This window comes from Parapedobacter sp. GCM10030251 (genome assembly GCF_042666505.1).
Classification (GTDB): domain Bacteria; phylum Bacteroidota; class Bacteroidia; order Sphingobacteriales; family Sphingobacteriaceae; genus Parapedobacter.
In genome coordinates, this window is record NZ_JBHTDN010000001.1 from 1,290,103 (window position 1) to 1,309,123 (window position 19,021).

Consider the following 19,021-nt stretch of genomic DNA (forward strand, 5'->3'; position numbering starts at 1 on the left):
CGACAGGAAAATGTATGTGAACAGAAGATTCTGTAGAAGAATAACTACAGGAATAGGTTACCGATAAATCTTCCAAAGAGCAATGAGGTCAGAAAGCGTCCTCGCTCCGGTCTTTTCAAAAATCCGCTTTTTATACGTGCTAATGGTAGTCTCTTTTAAATTCATCTGTTTGCTTATTTCGGTCAACGGAACCCCTCGGACGAGCCGTTCGATTATTTCGGTCTCACGCTTTGACAAGATATCGAAGGGACCATTCTTGTCCGATTCATCGTCGACAAACAAAGGAACATTCTGTTGATTCCCAAAAAAAATGTCTCCGCGCAGCGCCGTTTTCATTGCCAAAATAATGCTTTCAATATTTGATTTTTTCACCAGAAAACCATTGGTGCCAAACGCAAGATATTTCGGACCATATATGGTTTCATCCAATTCGGAAAAAATAAGTATTCGAGTTTTCGGACTGATGGACTTGATATACTTTACCAAGCTTACCACATTGGCGCTATCTTCAATTTCTGCATCCAAAACAACTAAGTCGTACTGTTTTTTTGGAAGATCATCGAATGCCGACTGAAAATTCCGGGCTTCGCTGATAGCTGATAAGGGAAAATGCTGTTGCACGATCCATTTCATAGCTATGCCGACTATTTCGTGGCAATAGGTCAAAAAGATGTTGTGTTTCATGTACGCTAATTCCGCCGGTTTCCCACTGCATTTGATTCAAAATTACGTGGTTAAACAGGGACGAAAAAACAATTGCATGCAAACAACACAAAAATGTGTATGAACAACAAACAAAAAAACCGCGCTTTTGGGGAGCGCGGTAAAAACAAAATGTTTTTATCAACCTAAACCTATTCCTTTAACGCGAGTCCCTCCAATTTGTTGTCTGTTGTTGATTTATTTTTTTGTGGAGATTCCATCATGCAAAGAATCGGTTGAGCAATCGACCACACGACGGTAAATAGCTCCTCGGCCGGCATTGCTGCTTCCCGCTTTCAATATTCAATATCTAGGAGACTGCCTAAAGGTAAAACTACACCGTTTTTAATCTGCAATGCGTCTTCAGTAAGGGTCCAAACGGTTGTTTCTACACGTTTGGGCCCGTCCAGTGTCTGGAAAGTGATCGTCGCTTTTGATTTAAATTCATTTCCCAATCGTAAGGCGTTTTGCAATTTACTTTGCAGTTCCCTTGAATGATTTTCCGATGCCCGTGTCAATTTATACTTCAGGATATCCTCCTTAGGTATTAATTCTGCACTTGTCATATTGATTGTCAATTTCGATCAACAATACTACTGAAATCTTCACGCAATACCAATCACAGACACGAAAAATTGCAGTTACATGATGAGCCTCCCATTCTCTTAAGTTGCCCAGGCCTTATCCCCTTTTTTATAGGGATAATCTCCATCGTATTTACCTGGAACCTGCACATAACGAAGTGCTTTTGTGGCACCCAGTTCTGAGGTAAAAAACCCAAGCAACGTTAATTGTTTAAACAAATTAAAATAGTGGTTGGGATCTGCCTCACCCTTATTCTTCTGATATTCCTTCGTTTCTTTATCAATCGCGTTTAACAGTTCGGTACGTTCTGTCGCATTTAGCTCCTGAAATTTCCGATTGAATTTTGCATTGGCGGCCTCGTCTATTTTACTCAGGCCGTCAACGAAGATGTCTTGTTCCTCTTTGGTATAGCAATCTCTTACCATGACGGGGATAAACGAGCCTACGCCAGCCTCTTTCGCACCGGGGCTACTTGTCGGAGGCAATATCGTGTCCGCTACATCTCCAAGAAAATCTACGGTTGCCGGATCAAATAGGCCCTCAACACTTTTCGTGGCCGTGCGGGTACATCCTTCCAAAAATAAATTGGCCCCCACGACAGCTCCTCCCATAATCCAGGCTACTCTTGCCAAAGCTTCTCTTCTGTTCATGCTTGTCTATTTTTAATGTCTACTTGTAAGATGCACCCAATGGTGAGCATCACAGATTACCTTTTTTCAGTTCTTCAGTTGCAAAGTTCACCGCCCGTGCCGTGAGCGCCATATAGGTGAGTGAGGGATTCACACATGCAGCGGATGTCATACAAGCTCCATCTGTCACAAAGACATTCAGCGCATCCCACACTTGGTTATTGCCATTTAACACCGAGGTTTTGGGATCATTTCCCATCCGTGCCGTACCCATTTCGTGAATACCCTGCCCAAAGCCATAGCCGTTATCATAGGTAGCTACATCTTTTACGCCAGCCACCTCGAGCATCTCCGCACAATCATCCATCATGTCCTTGCGCATTTTATGCTCATTTTCCTTAATTTCCATGTCCATGGCCAATACAGGCAATCCCCATTTGTCCTTCACTTTCTTATCAAGAAAGATACGGTTTTCGTGATATGGCAGGGTTTCTCCAAAGGCAGTGAAGCCGACAGACCATTCTCCCGGTTCGCACATGGCGTCTTTCCATTCTCCGCCGATGCTCATCTCTGCCACTTCTCCGCTCCAACGCCCCCTGCTTGCAGCGCCTTGATAGCCAAATCCACGGACGTAGTCACGTTTATCATCCCCTACATTACGGAATCTCGGGATGTAAAGCCCGTTGGCTCTCCTGCCGTAGTAGTATTTGTCTTCGTATCCTTCGACCCGGCCCCTCGCCCCGCAACGGAAATGATGGTCCATAGCATTGTGCCCTAATTCACCACTGCCACTTCCCAATCCACCTTCCCACACGTCTGTAGCAGAATTCATTAAAATCCACGTGGAGTTAAAAGCCGACGCACAAACAAACACTATTTTTGCGAAATATTCATACGTTTGATTGGTTTCGGCATCCAGCACCTCTACACCTTTTGCTTTCTTGGTATCCTTATCATACAGGATACGGGTTACTATAGAAAACGGGCGAAGTGTTAAATTTCCGGTAGCAACCGCCGCTGGCAGGGTAGACGATTGCGTACTGAAATAAGCGCCAAAATTACAGCCCAACCAACATTGATTTTGATATTGGCAGTTGACCCGTCCTTCGTGAGGTACGGTAAGATTGGCTACCCGCCCCATGATGAAATGCCGCGCTCCCTTGTAGTGCGCTTTAATACGAGCCGCGAGATCTTTTTCAACGACGTTCATTTCCATGGGTGGCAGAAAATCGCCATCGGGCAGCACATCCAAACCGTCACGATTTCCACTGATACCGGCCCATTTTTCGGCGTAACTATACCAGGGAGCAATATCTTTATAGCGGATCGGCCAGTCCACGCCGTGCCCGTCTTTTATGTTTGCTTCGAAATCTAAATCGCTGAACCGGTAACTTTGCCGACCCCACATTAACGAACGACCGCCTACATGGTAGCCGCGATACCAGTCGAAACGCTTTATTTCCACGTAAGGACTTTCCTTTTCATTGACCCAGAAGTCCAGGTTCTTTTCATTTAGCGGATAATCTCTTTTTAATACAGGATAATCTTCGATCATCTGCTGTGTGCGTCCGCCGCGATGCGGAAATTCCCAAGGATGTTTCGTCGCGGCGGGATAATCCTTCACATGCTCAACATTACGGCCACGTTCGAGCATGATGGTCTTTAGCCCTTTCTGCGTCAATTCCTTCGCAGCCCAACCCCCACTAATTCCTGATCCGATAACAATCGCATCATATACATTATCAGCCATAGTTGTTATAGTTTTGTTTAGTTTTATTAGTCAACGCTTTTTACCTCTTAAAGGTATTATATATGACGTTATTATTCAAATTTTATTATCATCCTTTACATCTATAAGGCGGGTTTAGCTTGCCTTTCCTTAAAGAATAGCCCAAATAAAAATAACACGACAGCGGCTATTCCGGCGGGAACCAACCAGACATTTCGCCAGAACGGGTCGTTTGTGGGGTTTGCTTGGTAATATTCGCTAACGAATCCGGCCACCCAAAACCCGATCAATTGTCCAATTCCATACGTTGCAAGCGTAATCAGCCCCTGTGCCGAACTTTTATATCGCTCGCCAGCTTTTGCATCGGTATAGATCTGACCAGAGACAAAGAAAAAGTCATAGCATATACCATGCAATGCAATCCCCAGAATCAACATATAAGAAAGTTCACCGGCATTGCCGTACGCGAATAACAAATAGCGCAACGCCCAGGCCAACATGCCGAGCATGATGGTATTTTTAAATCCGAACCGACTGAAAAACACTGGAAGTAATAGGAGAAAAAAAGCTTCCGAAAACTGGCCAATCGTCATCTTGCCGGTCGGGTTCTCCAAACCGGTTTCGTTGAGAAACTGGTTGGCATATTGGTAGTAAAAAGCGAGTGGTATGCAGATAAGAACGGACGACACAAAAAACATTAGAAAGTTCTTATTAGCCAATAATTTTACTGCGTCTAATCCCAATAGCTCCGATATTCCACTTTTCTCACTTATCGATCGTTTAACGGGAGGAGTTTTGGGCAGACTGAAACTAAATAATCCCAATATGAGCGAAGCAACACCAGCCATCAAAAAGGTATATTTCAGCAGTCCCTCTCCAGCGTCCCACTTAAACACATAGCTAATGGATAGCCCCGCAACGATCCAGCCAATGGTACCGAAAACACGTATAGAAGAAAACTGCTTTTCGGGATTAGAAATCTGCCTAAACGATATGGAATTAACCAGCGCCAACGTAGGCATGTATAAAATCATATAAACCAATACATACGGATAAAATAAGCCTACATTGGGCGCATTATACATCTGATACATTAAAAAAGCCCCAACGAGATGCAATACACCTAAAATCCGCTCTGCATTAAAATAGCGATCGGCAATCAGCCCAATGATAAATGGGGCAATAATCGCTCCCAACGATTGCGTAGAAAACACGCTTGCTTTTTCAAGCTCTGAGGCCTGAAGATTTTGGCTCAAAAACGTACCTAAAGTCACGAACCATGCTCCCCAAATAAAAAATTCAAGGAACATCATAAAAGAGAGTTTAATCCGTATCAGCGTGCTCATATAGGATCGCAAATAATGGGCTTTGATTCCTAGTAACAGGTCAAAAATTATCTACTTCACGGTATGCCGCAATCAGTTTCACTTCTCCCTCTTTGCCTCCCATAGATTTGCCATGCTCCATACCAACCACTCCCCGATAGCCCTTATCGTAAATGTGCTTAAACAAATTCTTGTAATTAATCTCGCCTGTCGTAGGTTCGCGTCGTCCCGGATTATCTCCGGTTTGAAAATATGCGATCTCGTCCCAGCAACGATCAATGTTCGCAATCAAATCGCCCTCATTGCGCTGCATGTGATATACGTCGTACAAAATCTTGCACGAGGGGCTGTTTACCCCCTTACAAATCAAGTAGGTCTGTGTAGAAGTGCGTAAGAACAGATCTGGCGTATCACTTAAGGGTTCCAATACCATAATGATGCCATGCGGTTCCAATATTTCTGCTCCACGCCGCAGCGCCTCAATGACGTTCGCCGTCTGGATATCCAATGGAAGATTGCGGGAAAAATCCCCAGGTACGACAGTTGTAAATTTGCCGCCGCACCGCTTAGCCAACTCTACAGCTTGGTGGCATCCCTTCAGGAATATATCCACATGTTCTTGTTTGCCTGCCGTTAAGGTATTGGCTCCATTCCCCCCTTTATTAAGAACAAACACGCCCATGGTCATTCCCAATTTCGCCAATAGTTTCCCGATTTGTTCTTGTTCCGTAACAGAGCGCCCCGAAAAGCCGTTGTCCTCGATACCCCGAAAACCGTGGTCATACGCAAACTGAATCTGGTCAAGGATATTTTTTCCAGCGTGGTTCTCAAACTGTCCCTGATGCGGGCCATAATTTAACTTAAAAGGCTTATTGTCTTGCCCGTTGGTCGTACGATCTTCTTTTGCGTACAACGAGCTACCACTGACAACCGCCCCCGTTGCCAATAGTGAATTTCGTAGGAATTGAGCTCTTTTCATTAGAAAATAATTATTCAATTTAATTGTTTGCTTTCGACGGCATTAATCATGCTATGTCCGTTGCACCCTGCCAATGGACGCTGACATCGCGGGTTTCATTTTTGAGTAGCCAATAATCTTTTAAATCCAGCACTCATGGTATCGCGAACGATTCCTGATGCGTCCTTATAAATCATAAAAACCTCCACTTTCTTGCGCTTGTTTACAAACGCAATGGCTTCGTCGGCTTCCATAGCCATTATCACGTTGTCGTAGCCATCAGCAGACATCGCATCTTCCGTGTAGATTGTCGCACTAATAATCCCGGTATTAAATGGGTATCCCGTTTTGGGATCAATGTGGTGGGAAACCTTCCGGTTCCCATCTCTTAAAAACTTTCGGTAGTTGCCGGCAGTGGTAATGGCTCCTTTTCGTATTTCCATCACCTCGTTGATTGCCACATCGTGATCTCCTTCGTCAAAGGGTCGTTCAATCCCGATACGCATCGGTGAGCCATCAGGTTTGGGCCCCTTCACTCGCAATTCGCCCCCAAGTTCCACAATATAATGCGCGATTCCATATTGTTCCAACAACCCGGCCAATACATCGACGCTATATCCTTGGGCAATACCATTTAAATCAATTTGTATACATGGATCCGCTTTTTCCAGTCGACGGCCTTTGAGCCGTATTTTATCCATGCCCACGCAAGCCATCACCCGACGTACCTCACCGCTGTCCGGGAAATGGCTAATCCCTTTAACACCAAATCCCCAGAGTTGTACCAGCGGGGCTACCGTGACGTCAAAAATCCCTTTACTATCCCGGTATATCGAAAACGATTTCTTAAGTACGTTATAAAAATGATTATCCAACTCGAAACGCCCTTGCCCGGCATTTATTTTATTGATAAGCGAATAAGGTTTATACAGCGACATGGAACTGTCAATGACGTTCAACACACTATCCACGGAATGTTTATGGATACAGCTGTCCTTAGCGTAATAGGTAACGGTGTAATCTGTACCCTGTGCATATCCAGTGATCGTGTATTTTGTTAGATTTCCGGTAGTTTTGCCTGCCCAAGAAAAAAAGCAGGCAAAACCAATCAGCGGAAATATCCATGTTGTTTTCACTACAATACAACCGTTTGGCCGGGTATCGCATAGGGATAGAGCCCATTTTCATCAGGCAAAACCTTCGGTAGTGCATCCCAAGCAAAGCGCTCGGGCATTAGGTCAACATTAGATTTCAGTGCGTCGTCCCATTTGATAACCTGACCTGAATACGTAGCCAATCTACCAATAATTCCGGTAAGGGTACTGTAAGCGCCGTATTCAGCATTATCAAATTTGTATTCACCCTTTGAAATCGCGTCGAATAGCTCCACATGTTCATGTTGGTAGGGATTCGCGTTACCTCGTTTGGGATGGTTATAGAGTTCGTTGCCTTTCGAATCCCATAGAATCGCATCGTTTGCTGCAGATAGGTAGATTCGTCCCTTCGTTCCCTGGAATGTTTCGTCTACCCGATTGGAAGTTCCTTCAAAATGCCGGCATTGACTATATATGACCGAACCATCCGCATAGGTAAGTTCTACTGCATGGTTATCATAAATTTCACCATATTCCTTTCCTGTTCGCCAAGCCCGGCTTCCGGTTCCCTGAATAGATACCGGATAACTCCCTTTCACCCAGTTAGCGACATCAATGTTATGCACATGCTGTTCGACGATATGGTCTCCGCAAAGCCAATTAAAATAATACCAGTTGCGCATCTGATATTCCATTTCGGTCTGTTCCGGTTTACGCGGACGTACCCACACACCGCCACTGTTCCAATACACTTGTCCCGAAACGATATCGCCAAGTGCGCCATCCTGTATGCGCTTTATGGCTTCACGGTAATTCGCCTGGTATCGACGCTGCAAGCCAACCACGACGTTGAGTTTTTTGCGTTTCGCCTCTTCTGCGGCGGCCAGTACACGTCGTACCCCTGGGATGTCTACGGCAACCGGCTTCTCCATGAAGACATGTTTACCCTGGCGTACCGCCTCCTCAAAATGGATGGGTCTGAATCCAGGAGAAGTAGCCAAAATTACCACATCGGCCAGTGGAATCGCCTTTTGATATGCATCAAATCCAACGAACTTACGATCTTCCGGCACATCAAGCTTATCGGCATGGCGCTCAGCTAGCTTATTGTACGCTTCGTCCAACCGATCCCTAAAGGCATCTGCGAGCGCTACGATCTTTATGTTGGCACCGGAGGCAATGGCGTCAAAAGTTGCACCTGTACCGCGACCTCCGCACCCTACGAGCACGACCTTGATGGTATCATCTACACTTGCATGAGCACCCACGAAAGGTATACCGCTGAGCATGGCACCACCTGCCAACACAGCCGAAGTCTTAAGAAAATCCCGGCGTTGTCCGCCTACGCTTTTTTTATCCATTTTTATTTTAGTTTATCTTATGGTTACTACTTAATAATCTTCTATGGGTGCTTTGTCATAGTATGCCATGATCTCTGCCTCTGATGGTGGATTCAACGGACGTACCAAACGAAGACCGATAAAAGGCGCTTCGGGGAACCACCAATTGCTTTTGGGGATCTGGGGGTCCAGTTGTTTCCAAAAAGGATCGGAAGGCAAACGGGAAGCTGATCGTACATTCTTTGCATCGTCTTCAAACGATCCTCCCCGGATTACGTGGGGATAAAGTTTCTCGGGAACCGCAATTGGATTCTCCGCAACCTTCCCGTTAAACTGTTGGTAAAAATTCTCCACATATTGATCGTAGGTCCACTCAGCCACATTGCCATGCATATCATAAAGTCCCCAAGCATTGGGCTGCTTTTGTCCTACTTCATGGGTTCTACCACCGCTGTTATCCTTATACCAAGCATGCTCTTCCAACTGAGAGGCATCGTTGCCAAAATAATATTCCGTCTCACTTCCAGCGCGACAAGCGTATTCCCACTCAGCTTCCGTAGGCAACCGATAGAATACGCCTGTACGTATATATAACCATTTGCAAAATTGGATGGCATTATACTGGGTCATTGCCAATGCGGGATGGCCATCCTTTCCCATTCCAAATGTCATATCAAGGTACGGCTTCGTGGGGCGGGTAACTGCATCAACTTTCGCCGGGATGGTTCCCCCACTCTGTACGCGTTCGAAGTCTTTATATACAAAAGGTTCAAACAAATTCCAGGTAACTTCATAGGTGCCCATCCAAAAAGGAGCGACCTTGACGCGATGTACGGGCTGCTCGTCGGGATTGCCTTTTGTACTTCCCATTGAGAACTCACCGCCTGGAATTGCTTCCATTGTAAAGCTAAGCGACGTGCCTTCAACTTGTTGGGTATATGGTTTGAAATTTTCCTGAGCTATTGCATGGCTAGCCAATAACGGGACGGCAAAAAATAAGGATCTAACAGACATTCCAGCTATAATCAATCAAAAAATTGGTGGCTGAATTTAGTGTCTTTTTGTTTAAATGCAAAATATAAGGTTTTTTTTAACCTATTTTCTATTGGCATTCCGCTGTAAAATACCGCGCCAACATGGCCAAAAACCCGCCTAACGTGTAAACAATACACTAGGGGAAATTTTCGCCCGTGTGGAAAACTTTTTAAAAGACCGAGAGCAGATTCCTTCGATACGGGTGCCAAAATGCACAATTAGGGTAAACTACTTCCGGTTTTGCATTCCGCCAATTGCCTTGGCAATTGGATAGCATTGCCTACTTTGAGTGATTGCACAGGATTATTTGGTATGGTAAGACAAAGATTCTCTTGGACAATCAGATAAAAAAAACATCGCTGATATTTTATATCAGCGATGTTGACCTAACTTCCTCCTTTAAAAGACATCAGTATTTAGGAGGGCTCACGATATTAAATAGCTATCCTTAGAGTTTACGTTTCACTTCAACTTGTTCGTACGCCTCTATAATATCGCCTACTTTTATGTCGTTAAAATTTTGAATATTCAATCCGCATTCATATCCGGCAGATACTTCTTTTACATCATCTTTGAACCGCTTCAGTGACGCCAATTGCCCGGTATAAACCACCACACCGTCACGGATCACGCGGATACTGTGATTGCGGTTAATTTTGCCATCCAACACCATACAGCCCGCAATCGTTCCTACTTTGCTGATCTTGAAGGTTTCGCGGATTTCCACGTTGGCCACAATCTTTTCCTCGTACTTCGGCTCCAACATTCCTTCCATGGCGGCTTTGACCTCTTCGATAGCATCGTAGATAATTGAATACAAGCGGATGTCGATTTGTTCGTGTTCGGCTAGCTTGCGGGCTCCCGTAGATGGCCTGACCTGGAAGCCGATGATGATCGCATCGGAAGCCGAAGCTAATAATACATCCGATTCCGAAATCTGACCAACGGATTTATGGATGACGTTCACTTGAATCTCCTCGGTCGACAGTTTGAGCAATGAATCGGATAACGCTTCAATTGACCCATCCACATCACCCTTGACAATCACATTTAGCTCCTTGAAATTACCAATAGCCAAGCGTCTACCGATTTCATCCAAAGTGATATGTTTCTGGGTTCGCAATCCCTGTTCACGTTGCAATTGCAATCGCTTATTAGCTACCTGCCGCGCATCCGCTTCGCTCTCCATCTCGTAGAACTTATCGCCTGCGGTGGGCGCACCAGCCATCCCCAGTATCTGCACAGGCGTTGACGGTCCAGCTTCGGTCACTTTCTGTCCGCGTTCATTGTATAATGCCTTCACTTTTCCACTATGCGAGCCTGCGAGAATCGGGGCGCCTACACGAAGTGTACCCGACACTATTAACACAGTAGAAACAATCCCTCGCCCTTTATCGAGGCTGGCTTCGATAACGGAACCGACAGCACGCTTCTTCGGATCTGCTTTCAGTTCCAGCAACTCGGCTTCAAGCAATACTTTCTCAAGCAGCAAATCCACATTCTGCCCCGTCTTACCGGATATCTCCTGGCACTGGTATTTACCGCCCCAATCTTCTACCAAAATGTTCATCGCCGACAATTGCTCACGAATCTTATCGGCATTAGCGCCAGGTTTATCAATTTTTGTAAATGCAAACACAATCGGAACGCCTGCCGCCTGGGCGTGGTTAATTGCTTCCCTTGTTTGCGGCATTACGGCATCATCTGCAGCAATTACGATGATTGCAATATCGGTTACTTGCGCACCCCGCGCACGCATTGCGGTAAATGCTTCGTGTCCGGGTGTATCTAAGAACGTTATTTTCCGCCCATCATCAAGCGTCACCTCATAAGCCCCGATGTGCTGCGTTATTCCTCCGGCTTCTCCGGCAATTACGTTCGCTTTCCGAACATAATCGAGCAACGACGTCTTACCGTGGTCGACGTGTCCCATAACTGTTACAATAGGTGCACGGGGCACCAGATTATCCGGATTGTCGGATTCTTCCAGTTCGGTATTCTCTTCGTCTTCCGGCTTGACAAATTCGATTTCATAGCCAAATTCATCTGCTACAATCGCAATGGTTTCCGCGTCCAGGCGTTGATTGATGGAGACAAACAGCCCAAGGCTCATGCAGGTCGCAATGATCTGTGTTACCTGTACCCCCATCATGTTAGCAAGATCATTTGCAGTCACAAACTCGGTTACCTTCAGCACCTTAGACATCATTTCCTGCTCCAACGCCGCTTCCTCGGCTGAATGTGCTATATCGTCGCGCTTTTGGCGACGGAGTTTCGCCCGTTGGGCAAACTTGCCCGACTTCCCGGCTCCGCTAAGACGCGCAAGGGTTGCTTTGATTTGATCCTGTATTTCTTTTTCAGATGGTTCTTCTCTAGTTTCGGTGGCATGCCGGGGTTTACCTTTGAAATCCGGCCGTCCCTTGCCTCCACCTTGAGGCGGTACATTCGTTCCCGGTCGTTGGGGCGCGTTTGCTTTATCTTTACGCTTACGCTTGCGCTTATGGTCATGCGCTGATACGCCTGATGAACTGGAAGAAGAGGCAACCGGCTTTTCTTTGGGCTGGTGAGCGGCCAAATCGATACGTCCAACCACGTTCGGTCCTGCCAACCGTTGCGCACGTGCTCGTATTACTTCGTTTTGTGGTTCCGGTGCTTGCTCCTTTGCTTTCGGTGGAACCTGCGGTGCCACCTCCTCTTTGACAGGCATCGGTGGCTGACTCTCTTCGACAACCGGCTTGTCCTGGACCGGTTCCTTTTCCTGCGGTTGCTCCGTTGGACTTGACGGTTGTTGGTTTGCCACCACAGGTTCTTCCTTCACTACCGGCGGCTCGGTCTGCGCAGGTTCTTGCTTTTCCTCTTGCTTCTCCTCCTTTGGCGTTTCCTTTTGGGGTCGCCCCCCGCGCAGGTTATCCAAATCAATTTTGCCAACGATCTTCATCCCAGACACGTGCGGTTTTTCCTCAGCCTTCACAGGTTCTTTATCCGTTGCTTTTTCCGGTTCAGCCGCTTGCCGGAGATCGGGTGTAAATGAACCTGTATTCTTTATCAGAATTTCTTCAGCATCATTATCTCGTTGCGGTTTGGGCATAACAGGTTCTGCGGGAGATTCTTCACGACGGATTTTGCCAATGATAATCTGATTGGCTTCCTCCTTCACAATCTTATCTCCCTGGAATTCCCGCAAGAGAACATCGTAAGTCTCGCTATCCAATTTGGTTCCCGGTTTTGGCTCAACATCGTAACCGTTCTTAACCAGAAAATCTACAGCGGTACCAATACCAATGTTCAATTCTTTTGCTGCTTTCAGTAATGTTATGCTCTTTCCTTCTGACATTTAATTTATTTATCTCCTGTTTTGTACAAAAGTATATTTTTTTAAGCGTTTATTGGCAAATAATTAAAAAACGAGCCAATTATTCAAATTCAGCTTGTAACACCTGAATAATCTCATGGATCGTGTTTTCTTCCAAATCCGTACGTCTCACCAAATCGTCGACGGAGAGTGCCAATACAGACTTCGCGGTATCCAGACCAACGCGTTTCAGCTCATCGATGATCCAGCCATCAATTTCGTCGGCAAATTCCTCGATATCCACGTCTTCTTCCACTTCTTCGGCCTCCCGATATACGTCGATTTCATAACCTGTCAGCTTACCTGCGAGCTTGATATTATGCCCGCCGCGACCGATCGCCAGCGAAACCTGATCTGATTTTAGATATACCGCAGCCGTTTTATGTTCGTCATCAAGTTTAATGGAACCAATCCGAGCGGGGCTTAATGCCCGTTGTATATACAGCTGGGTATTATTCGTATAGTTGATTACGTCGATGTTCTCATTTCTAAGTTCACGGACGATACCGTGAATACGGGATCCCTTCATACCTACGCATGCCCCTACAGGATCAATACGGTCGTCGTACGACTCCACGGCAACTTTAGCTCGTTCACCGGGCTCACGTACAATTTTCCGAATAGTGATCAGGCCGTCGAATATTTCCGGAACTTCCAATTCAAATAAACGCTGTAAAAATTCAGGTGCAGTACGCGATATGATAATCCGGGGATTAGCGTTTACCATCTCGACCTTATGAACCACGGCCCGGATACTATCCCCCTTTTTAAAGTAATCCGCCGGAATCTGTTCGGTTTTTGGCAGGATCAACTCATTTCCATCGTCATCCAGCACCAGCGTTTCCTTTTTCCAAATCTGATATACTTCGCCCGTAATCAATTCCCCCTCGCGATCCTTGTACTTTTTGAATACTTCATCCTTCTCCAATTCCAGAATCTTTGAGACAAGGGTCTGTCGCGCAGCCAAAATGGCCCGGCGGCCGAAGCTTTCCAAGGTAATCTCCTCAATGTAATCATCGCCTACTTCCAAATCCGGATCGTATTTCCGCGCGTCGGCCAATTCGATCTCCAAATCATCGTCCTCCGAAAAGCCATCTTCAACGACCACCCTTGTGCGCCAGATTTCCAAGTCCCCGTTATCCGGGTTGACAATGACGTCGCAATTTTCATCGGTCCCGTATTTTCTACGGATCATGCTCCGGAAAACCTCTTCCAACACACTGATGACAGTAGGGCGGTCTATGTTTTTGAACTCTTTAAATTCTTGAAAAGAGTCAATCAAATTGATATTGTTACTCATTTTATTTAAACGAAATTAACACCTTTGTTGTCTTAATACTTTCAAACGGGATTGTGCTTTGGTGTTCGACAGCCTTCTTCCCTTTTTCCTTTATTTTTTCCTTTATGATAATCAGATCATCCGTAACCTCTACCAGCTCTCCTTCCTTGGCCATCCCCTCATTCAATAAAATCTGCACATTCCGTCCTATATTTTTTCGGTATTGCCGCACGGAAGCAAGGGGGGTATCGATACCGGGCGAAGAAACCTCTAGTCGATAGGCATGGCCAACCGCATCCGTTTCCTCCAGCTCAAATCCGACATAGCGACTGATCTCAGCGCACTCCTGTATCCCTATTCCTTGATCGCCATCTACAAGCACCTCCAATCGGCCGCCGGGATGCATTTTCACCCCCACTAAAAAGAGATCTTCCCGATCGGCAATTTTTGCCTCTACCAACGTTCTTACCTTATCTTCTATAGATCGTGACATTCTTTTACAATGTGAACCATTAAAAAAGGGGACTATTGCTGTCCCCTCTCTTCCAAGATGATGCAAAGATAAGTAAAATGTTTGACAAATAAAAATCTGCGGAATCTGCTATTCCCGTTTATCCACCACATGACTAATGGTCTTTTGCATTTGGGCCATCATGGCTGTCAGCGTTTCCATGGTAGGCTCCGGATTCGGTTCGGGCAGCTGGGTGCTGATGTACGCTTTTGCTTTCCATATTTCCAAGATATCCGCCGCCGGCACCCAATAGGGTTCGTATGTCTTGTTGTCCGACAATAATTTTAAACCCTTCTCTTCTTTATACTTGAAAGCAATCCGTTTATACACCACGCCGTCATTTCGGGAAATTACGACATACGTCTGTCCAGGTTTCACCTCATTCCAATTTTCGACATACTCCGCAATCACGACACTCCCGGGATGTAGCGGAAGCATAGAGTCCCCTTTGATTTCAAAAGCGCGATACGTACCTTGCCTGAACATGGGGAGGTTAAACTTAGGCAAATCCGCTATATATTCAGGATCTGCATAGCCATTAAGGTATCCCGCACTGGCCTTCACAGGGACCAGCTGAATGTTTTCCCGATCGTCTCCGTCCACAGTGACACTTAAAACCCTGACATTGGCGGCATTGCCCCGAGGCGTAGGTTTCCACTTATCGTTAATCGTTTCATTTGCCAACTCATCCATCGTCAACTCATAGAAATCGGCAATTTTCTTTAGCAATTCATATTTAGGTTCGGCCCGACTTTCTTCATAAGCTCCCACCGACGCGCGTTTGATTCCCATTTCATCCGCAAACTGTTGCTGGGTAAGCTTCTTTTTTTTGCGAAGGTATTTAAGATTGTTAGCAATCGTAGACATAAAGTTTAAAATAAATTTGGATTCACTAAATTAATTAGTATTATTGTGCCAATAAAGTTAGCAATTAATCTTTAAGTACAAAAATATAATCGTTAAATATTTTTTCACATCATGAATACGTTTGTCTATATCCTTACCGACTGTAACCGTACCTGCCTGCATGTTGGATTGTCCAGTGACCTTAATAAGGCGATAAATAGCGCTAAATGTCTTTCTGGATTTTTCCTAAGTGGTTGTTCAAAAGTTTCCAGATTGGTATATCAGGAATCGCTGCCCTCCGAGGAAATGGCGTTAAGGAGATTTCAGGAATTGAGCGGTTATACCCGCATGCAAAAGGAGCGTCTCATTCGTAAATACAATCCGAACTGGATAGATCTAAGTACCGGTATTACAAATCACCGATCTATCCCATCAACGATCACACCACTTCGTGCCGAGTTATATACCTCTTACCAACCCGGCGCAAAATTAAGCCCGAACGTTCCAAAGCGCACATCGGTCCGTTGAAATGGAAATGCATAATAAGGCTCCAAGATCATGGCTCCAAATAAATTGACGCGTAAAGAGAGGCCCGCGCTTAACGCCGGTACGCGTTCGTAAACGTCTATAGACTGTCCACCTGCACCTTGAATGGTTTCTATAAATCTTGGTGTACTCCGAAAAGCAACCTTGGAATCACTGTTCCAAGCCAGTCCAGCATCAAAAAATAAATTCAAGTCGGAAAATAACATACCTGACCGTATGGCGGCCAATTTTTCGGGACCGGTAAAAGGCAATCTCACTTCGAAATTAAACACCGCAATACGTGTTCCCATCAAGCTATTAAAATTAAACCGTTCGTCTTGTGAACTTCTAAATGATGCACTTTCATATCCTCGGATTAGGTGGGGATACCCCAAAAATAATGGGTAAAGTGCGTTCTCATGGCGACCGGCCCGCATATATGTGTAGGCCCTTGCGGCAATGGTAACTGGCTGGTACCGATTGTATTTACGTACATCAAACGTATACGCCGTAAAGTTGTAGTCGCCGAAGTACTGTTCGGCTCCCACCCGATAGCGATATCCCTGCAAAGGCGCCGCGATACCAAAAACGGCATTATCTCCGACAAAAGACGTATTTATTTGTTGAATGACAAACGCATTGAAATTGCCCCCGAACAGTTGGCTTGCTTCCTCATTAGATACTTTATCCCTACCGCCATAACCATAGATATAGCTTTGCCACCACCGATCTACGCGGTAACTGTATCGAGCAATTGCGCCGCCCACTTCAAATCGATGGTTTCGGGAGAATGGATAGGCACCGAACGCTTCGGCTTGTTGTTGAAATGTCCGAATCATATAAGTGTCCAGTATGAGCTCATCGCCATTTCCCACGTCACGAGTACTATAAAATGAGTAACCCGACATATACGGTATATGCGAAATCGCGCCGCCCCAATTGATTCGGCTTTTTTGGTTAATATAAGCGACCTGTCCTCCGAAATCGTAAATCTCGCCATTGATGGACAACGCTGCAAAAATCTGATTATGCCCCAAGATGTCCGAAAACATACCTTGGATACCACTCGCAATTCCGGCCCCATATCGGCTACCGACAGCCAATCCCATACCGCTATTTGCCAGGTAATCCAGCTTAAAATTCGGCTTATACGGAACCTCTGAAATCCGGTTGTCACCGATTCGCTGAAACAGGTTAAAATTATTTAAATTGGCATTGACAACATCAACGCCGAGATTCTCCGGTGGGGGAAGCATTGCTGCGTCAAAATTCACTACATAAGGGTCCACTTCCACGCCCTCAAAATCAGCTTCTTTGGCATAATAAAGAGAGTAGGCATTATTACGGAAATACGAGTACAAGACATCTCCTTCCGCCGATAGGCTCAGCGCAGGAGAATATTCGGTAATGCCGCTTATACCCGTAAAATATTGAGTTAAACGTTCTACTTTCCTGCTCTTCACCGTATACCGGTACAGGTTGCGGAAACCGTCACTATTGGAAAGAAAGTAAACCTGGCTGTCATCTGCCGAAAATTGGGGGTTGAGATTATTCGCTCCTTGAAATACGTCAATATTGGTGATCGCCTTTGTTTCAAGATCAACGATTGCCATATTCATCGGGATGTCTACGCTCCTGGAATCCGATTGCAATGACACTCGATCCGTACTGAAAACAATTCGCTTTCCGTCGCGTGAAAAGCTAGGCTGATAATCCGAATATTCATCGTTTGTTAACTGCGTAAGTTGTTTGGTTGCGACGTTATAAAGATAAATGTCGCTGTAGCCATTTTTTAATCCAGAAAATGCAACGGTTTCCCCATCCGGTGACCACGCGATGTTGGCAAACTCGGTGATGTCGCCCATTGCCTCCAACATAAGCTGTTTACCCGTTTCGACATCGACCACCATTAGTTTACTCTTGCCCCTGCTGAACACACTGAACGCAAACTTTCGACTGTCGGGAGAAAATGCACCGGACGACTCGATAAAGCTGTATTCGTCAATGTCTTCATTGGTTAGTTTGCTGCTCAGTTTCCGGATGTTACCGCCGGTATGGGCATCGGCCAGGAACAAGTCAATACTGAAAAGGTTTTTTTCCGATAAAAATGCCATGTGTTTGCCATCCGGGGAAATCGCGGGAGATACGTTCATACGCCCCGAATTCCCACTGTTGATCACCGAACGTCCCACCGGGGTTACCGCAGTATCGATAGGTAAACTGCGGTAGGTATTTTCCATCGTATTTCTCCACAAATTGGAAAGTGTTTGCGCATCGTACCCAAATATCCGCCTGATTGCCATTTCATACCCATACATAGCTGTGGCTTTGAACAATGGCATAATGACCGTGTCGCCGTAAGTAGACCCCAGATAGGCCCAAAATGCCTGTCCGTAACGGTACGGAAAATACCGATTGGGGTTTTCGGACATCGCACGCAGTGATGGAATATCGTGATTTAAATACGCGTCACGCATCCACATCGCCGTAAAGGCATCTTTTTTCCCTATGGAAAAGTACTCTGCCATCCCTTCAACCATCCACAGCGGAATATTACCGATATTCTCCAAGCGAGTGGAATCGCCGCCCTCTATCAACGAACGATACTGAAATGCGTGTACCAATTCGTGCCCAAGTACGTGTCGGGTTTGGTGATTGATCTGCATGACCGGAAAAACTACACGGTTTTTGAATGCTTCCGTCACCCCGCCGGTTCCTACCCCAATCTCGCCTTGTATAGTCGTGGTTTGCTGAAATTCGGGATGGTTACTATATAAAATCAGCGGATTCTTTCTCAAAAACGTGTCCCTGAATACCTGTTGGTGCAACTCATACCATACCTCGGCATCCTTAGCGATCCACCTCACCATCGAATCATTTTCGAGGTAATAGTGAAGATCAAAATGAGGGGTTTGGTATACGTTGAATTTTAGCGACTTATACCGCATTTTATTCTGGCCGAAGTACTGAGCTTGGACATTCACAGCAGTCAGACCGAGGATGATAAGACCGAAAACATTTAGCGCAACGAGCCGGATAAATCGATTGAGGTAAGTCATGGAAACGGGTGTATAATTACAACGTAAAATTAGAACGAATATCGGTGAAAAA

Annotated in this window: 14 protein-coding genes; all 14 read right to left on the reverse strand. The window is 45.6% G+C overall.

Annotated elements, in window-relative coordinates; all coding sequences use genetic code 11:
• Positions 1-57: 57 nt before the first annotated feature.
• Positions 58-684, reverse strand: coding sequence for a LuxR C-terminal-related transcriptional regulator (locus ACFQRK_RS05635; protein ID WP_379004500.1), 627 nt, complete (start codon positions 682-684; stop codon positions 58-60).
• 314 nt (positions 685-998) lie between these two features.
• Entirely contained in the window at positions 999-1,268 is a 270-nt protein-coding gene (locus ACFQRK_RS05640; RefSeq protein WP_379004501.1) for a hypothetical protein, read from the reverse strand.
• A gap of 99 nt (positions 1,269-1,367) precedes the next feature.
• Positions 1,368-1,937 (reverse strand): gluconate 2-dehydrogenase subunit 3 family protein, encoded by a 570-nt coding sequence (locus ACFQRK_RS05645; RefSeq protein ID WP_379004503.1) that lies wholly within the window; start codon positions 1,935-1,937, stop codon positions 1,368-1,370.
• Between the two features lie 49 nt (positions 1,938-1,986).
• On the reverse strand, positions 1,987-3,666 hold the full coding sequence (locus ACFQRK_RS05650) for a GMC oxidoreductase (protein ID WP_379004505.1): 1,680 nt from the start codon (positions 3,664-3,666) through the stop codon (positions 1,987-1,989).
• A gap of 101 nt (positions 3,667-3,767) precedes the next feature.
• A complete protein-coding gene (locus ACFQRK_RS05655) occupies positions 3,768-4,991 on the reverse strand; it encodes an MFS transporter (protein ID WP_379004507.1) in 1,224 nt (407 codons plus the stop codon).
• A 40-nt stretch (positions 4,992-5,031) separates the two neighbouring features.
• Positions 5,032-5,949 carry a hydroxypyruvate isomerase family protein gene (locus ACFQRK_RS05660; RefSeq protein ID WP_379004509.1) on the reverse strand — a complete coding sequence of 306 codons (918 nt, stop codon included), beginning with the start codon at positions 5,947-5,949 and terminating at the stop codon, positions 5,032-5,034.
• Between the two features lie 95 nt (positions 5,950-6,044).
• A complete protein-coding gene (locus ACFQRK_RS05665) occupies positions 6,045-7,064 on the reverse strand; it encodes an FAD:protein FMN transferase (protein ID WP_379004510.1) in 1,020 nt (339 codons plus the stop codon).
• Entirely contained in the window at positions 7,064-8,383 is a 1,320-nt protein-coding gene (locus ACFQRK_RS05670; RefSeq protein ID WP_379004512.1) for a Gfo/Idh/MocA family oxidoreductase, read from the reverse strand. Before ACFQRK_RS05670 ends, ACFQRK_RS05665 begins: the two co-directional genes overlap by 1 nt.
• 30 nt (positions 8,384-8,413) lie before the next feature.
• On the reverse strand, positions 8,414-9,262 hold the full coding sequence (locus ACFQRK_RS05675) for a formylglycine-generating enzyme family protein (RefSeq protein ID WP_379004514.1): 849 nt from the start codon (positions 9,260-9,262) through the stop codon (positions 8,414-8,416).
• Positions 9,263-9,845: 583 nt separating this feature from the next.
• Positions 9,846-12,731: a translation initiation factor IF-2 gene (gene infB / locus ACFQRK_RS05680; RefSeq protein WP_379004516.1), complete on the reverse strand. Its 2,886-nt coding sequence runs from the start codon at positions 12,729-12,731 to the stop codon at positions 9,846-9,848.
• Between the two features lie 79 nt (positions 12,732-12,810).
• Complete coding sequence (gene nusA, locus ACFQRK_RS05685) at positions 12,811-14,049, reverse strand: transcription termination factor NusA (protein ID WP_379004519.1); 1,239 nt, start codon at positions 14,047-14,049, stop codon at positions 12,811-12,813.
• Position 14,050: 1 nt separating this feature from the next.
• Entirely contained in the window at positions 14,051-14,521 is a 471-nt protein-coding gene (gene rimP / locus ACFQRK_RS05690; protein WP_379004521.1) for a ribosome assembly cofactor RimP, read from the reverse strand.
• A 108-nt stretch (positions 14,522-14,629) separates the two neighbouring features.
• Complete coding sequence (locus tag ACFQRK_RS05695) at positions 14,630-15,406, reverse strand: helix-turn-helix domain-containing protein (protein ID WP_379004522.1); 777 nt, start codon at positions 15,404-15,406, stop codon at positions 14,630-14,632.
• A 449-nt stretch (positions 15,407-15,855) separates the two neighbouring features.
• Positions 15,856-18,969 carry a DPP IV N-terminal domain-containing protein gene (locus ACFQRK_RS05700; protein ID WP_379004524.1) on the reverse strand — a complete coding sequence of 1,038 codons (3,114 nt, stop codon included), beginning with the start codon at positions 18,967-18,969 and terminating at the stop codon, positions 15,856-15,858.
• Positions 18,970-19,021: the final 52 nt, after the last annotated feature.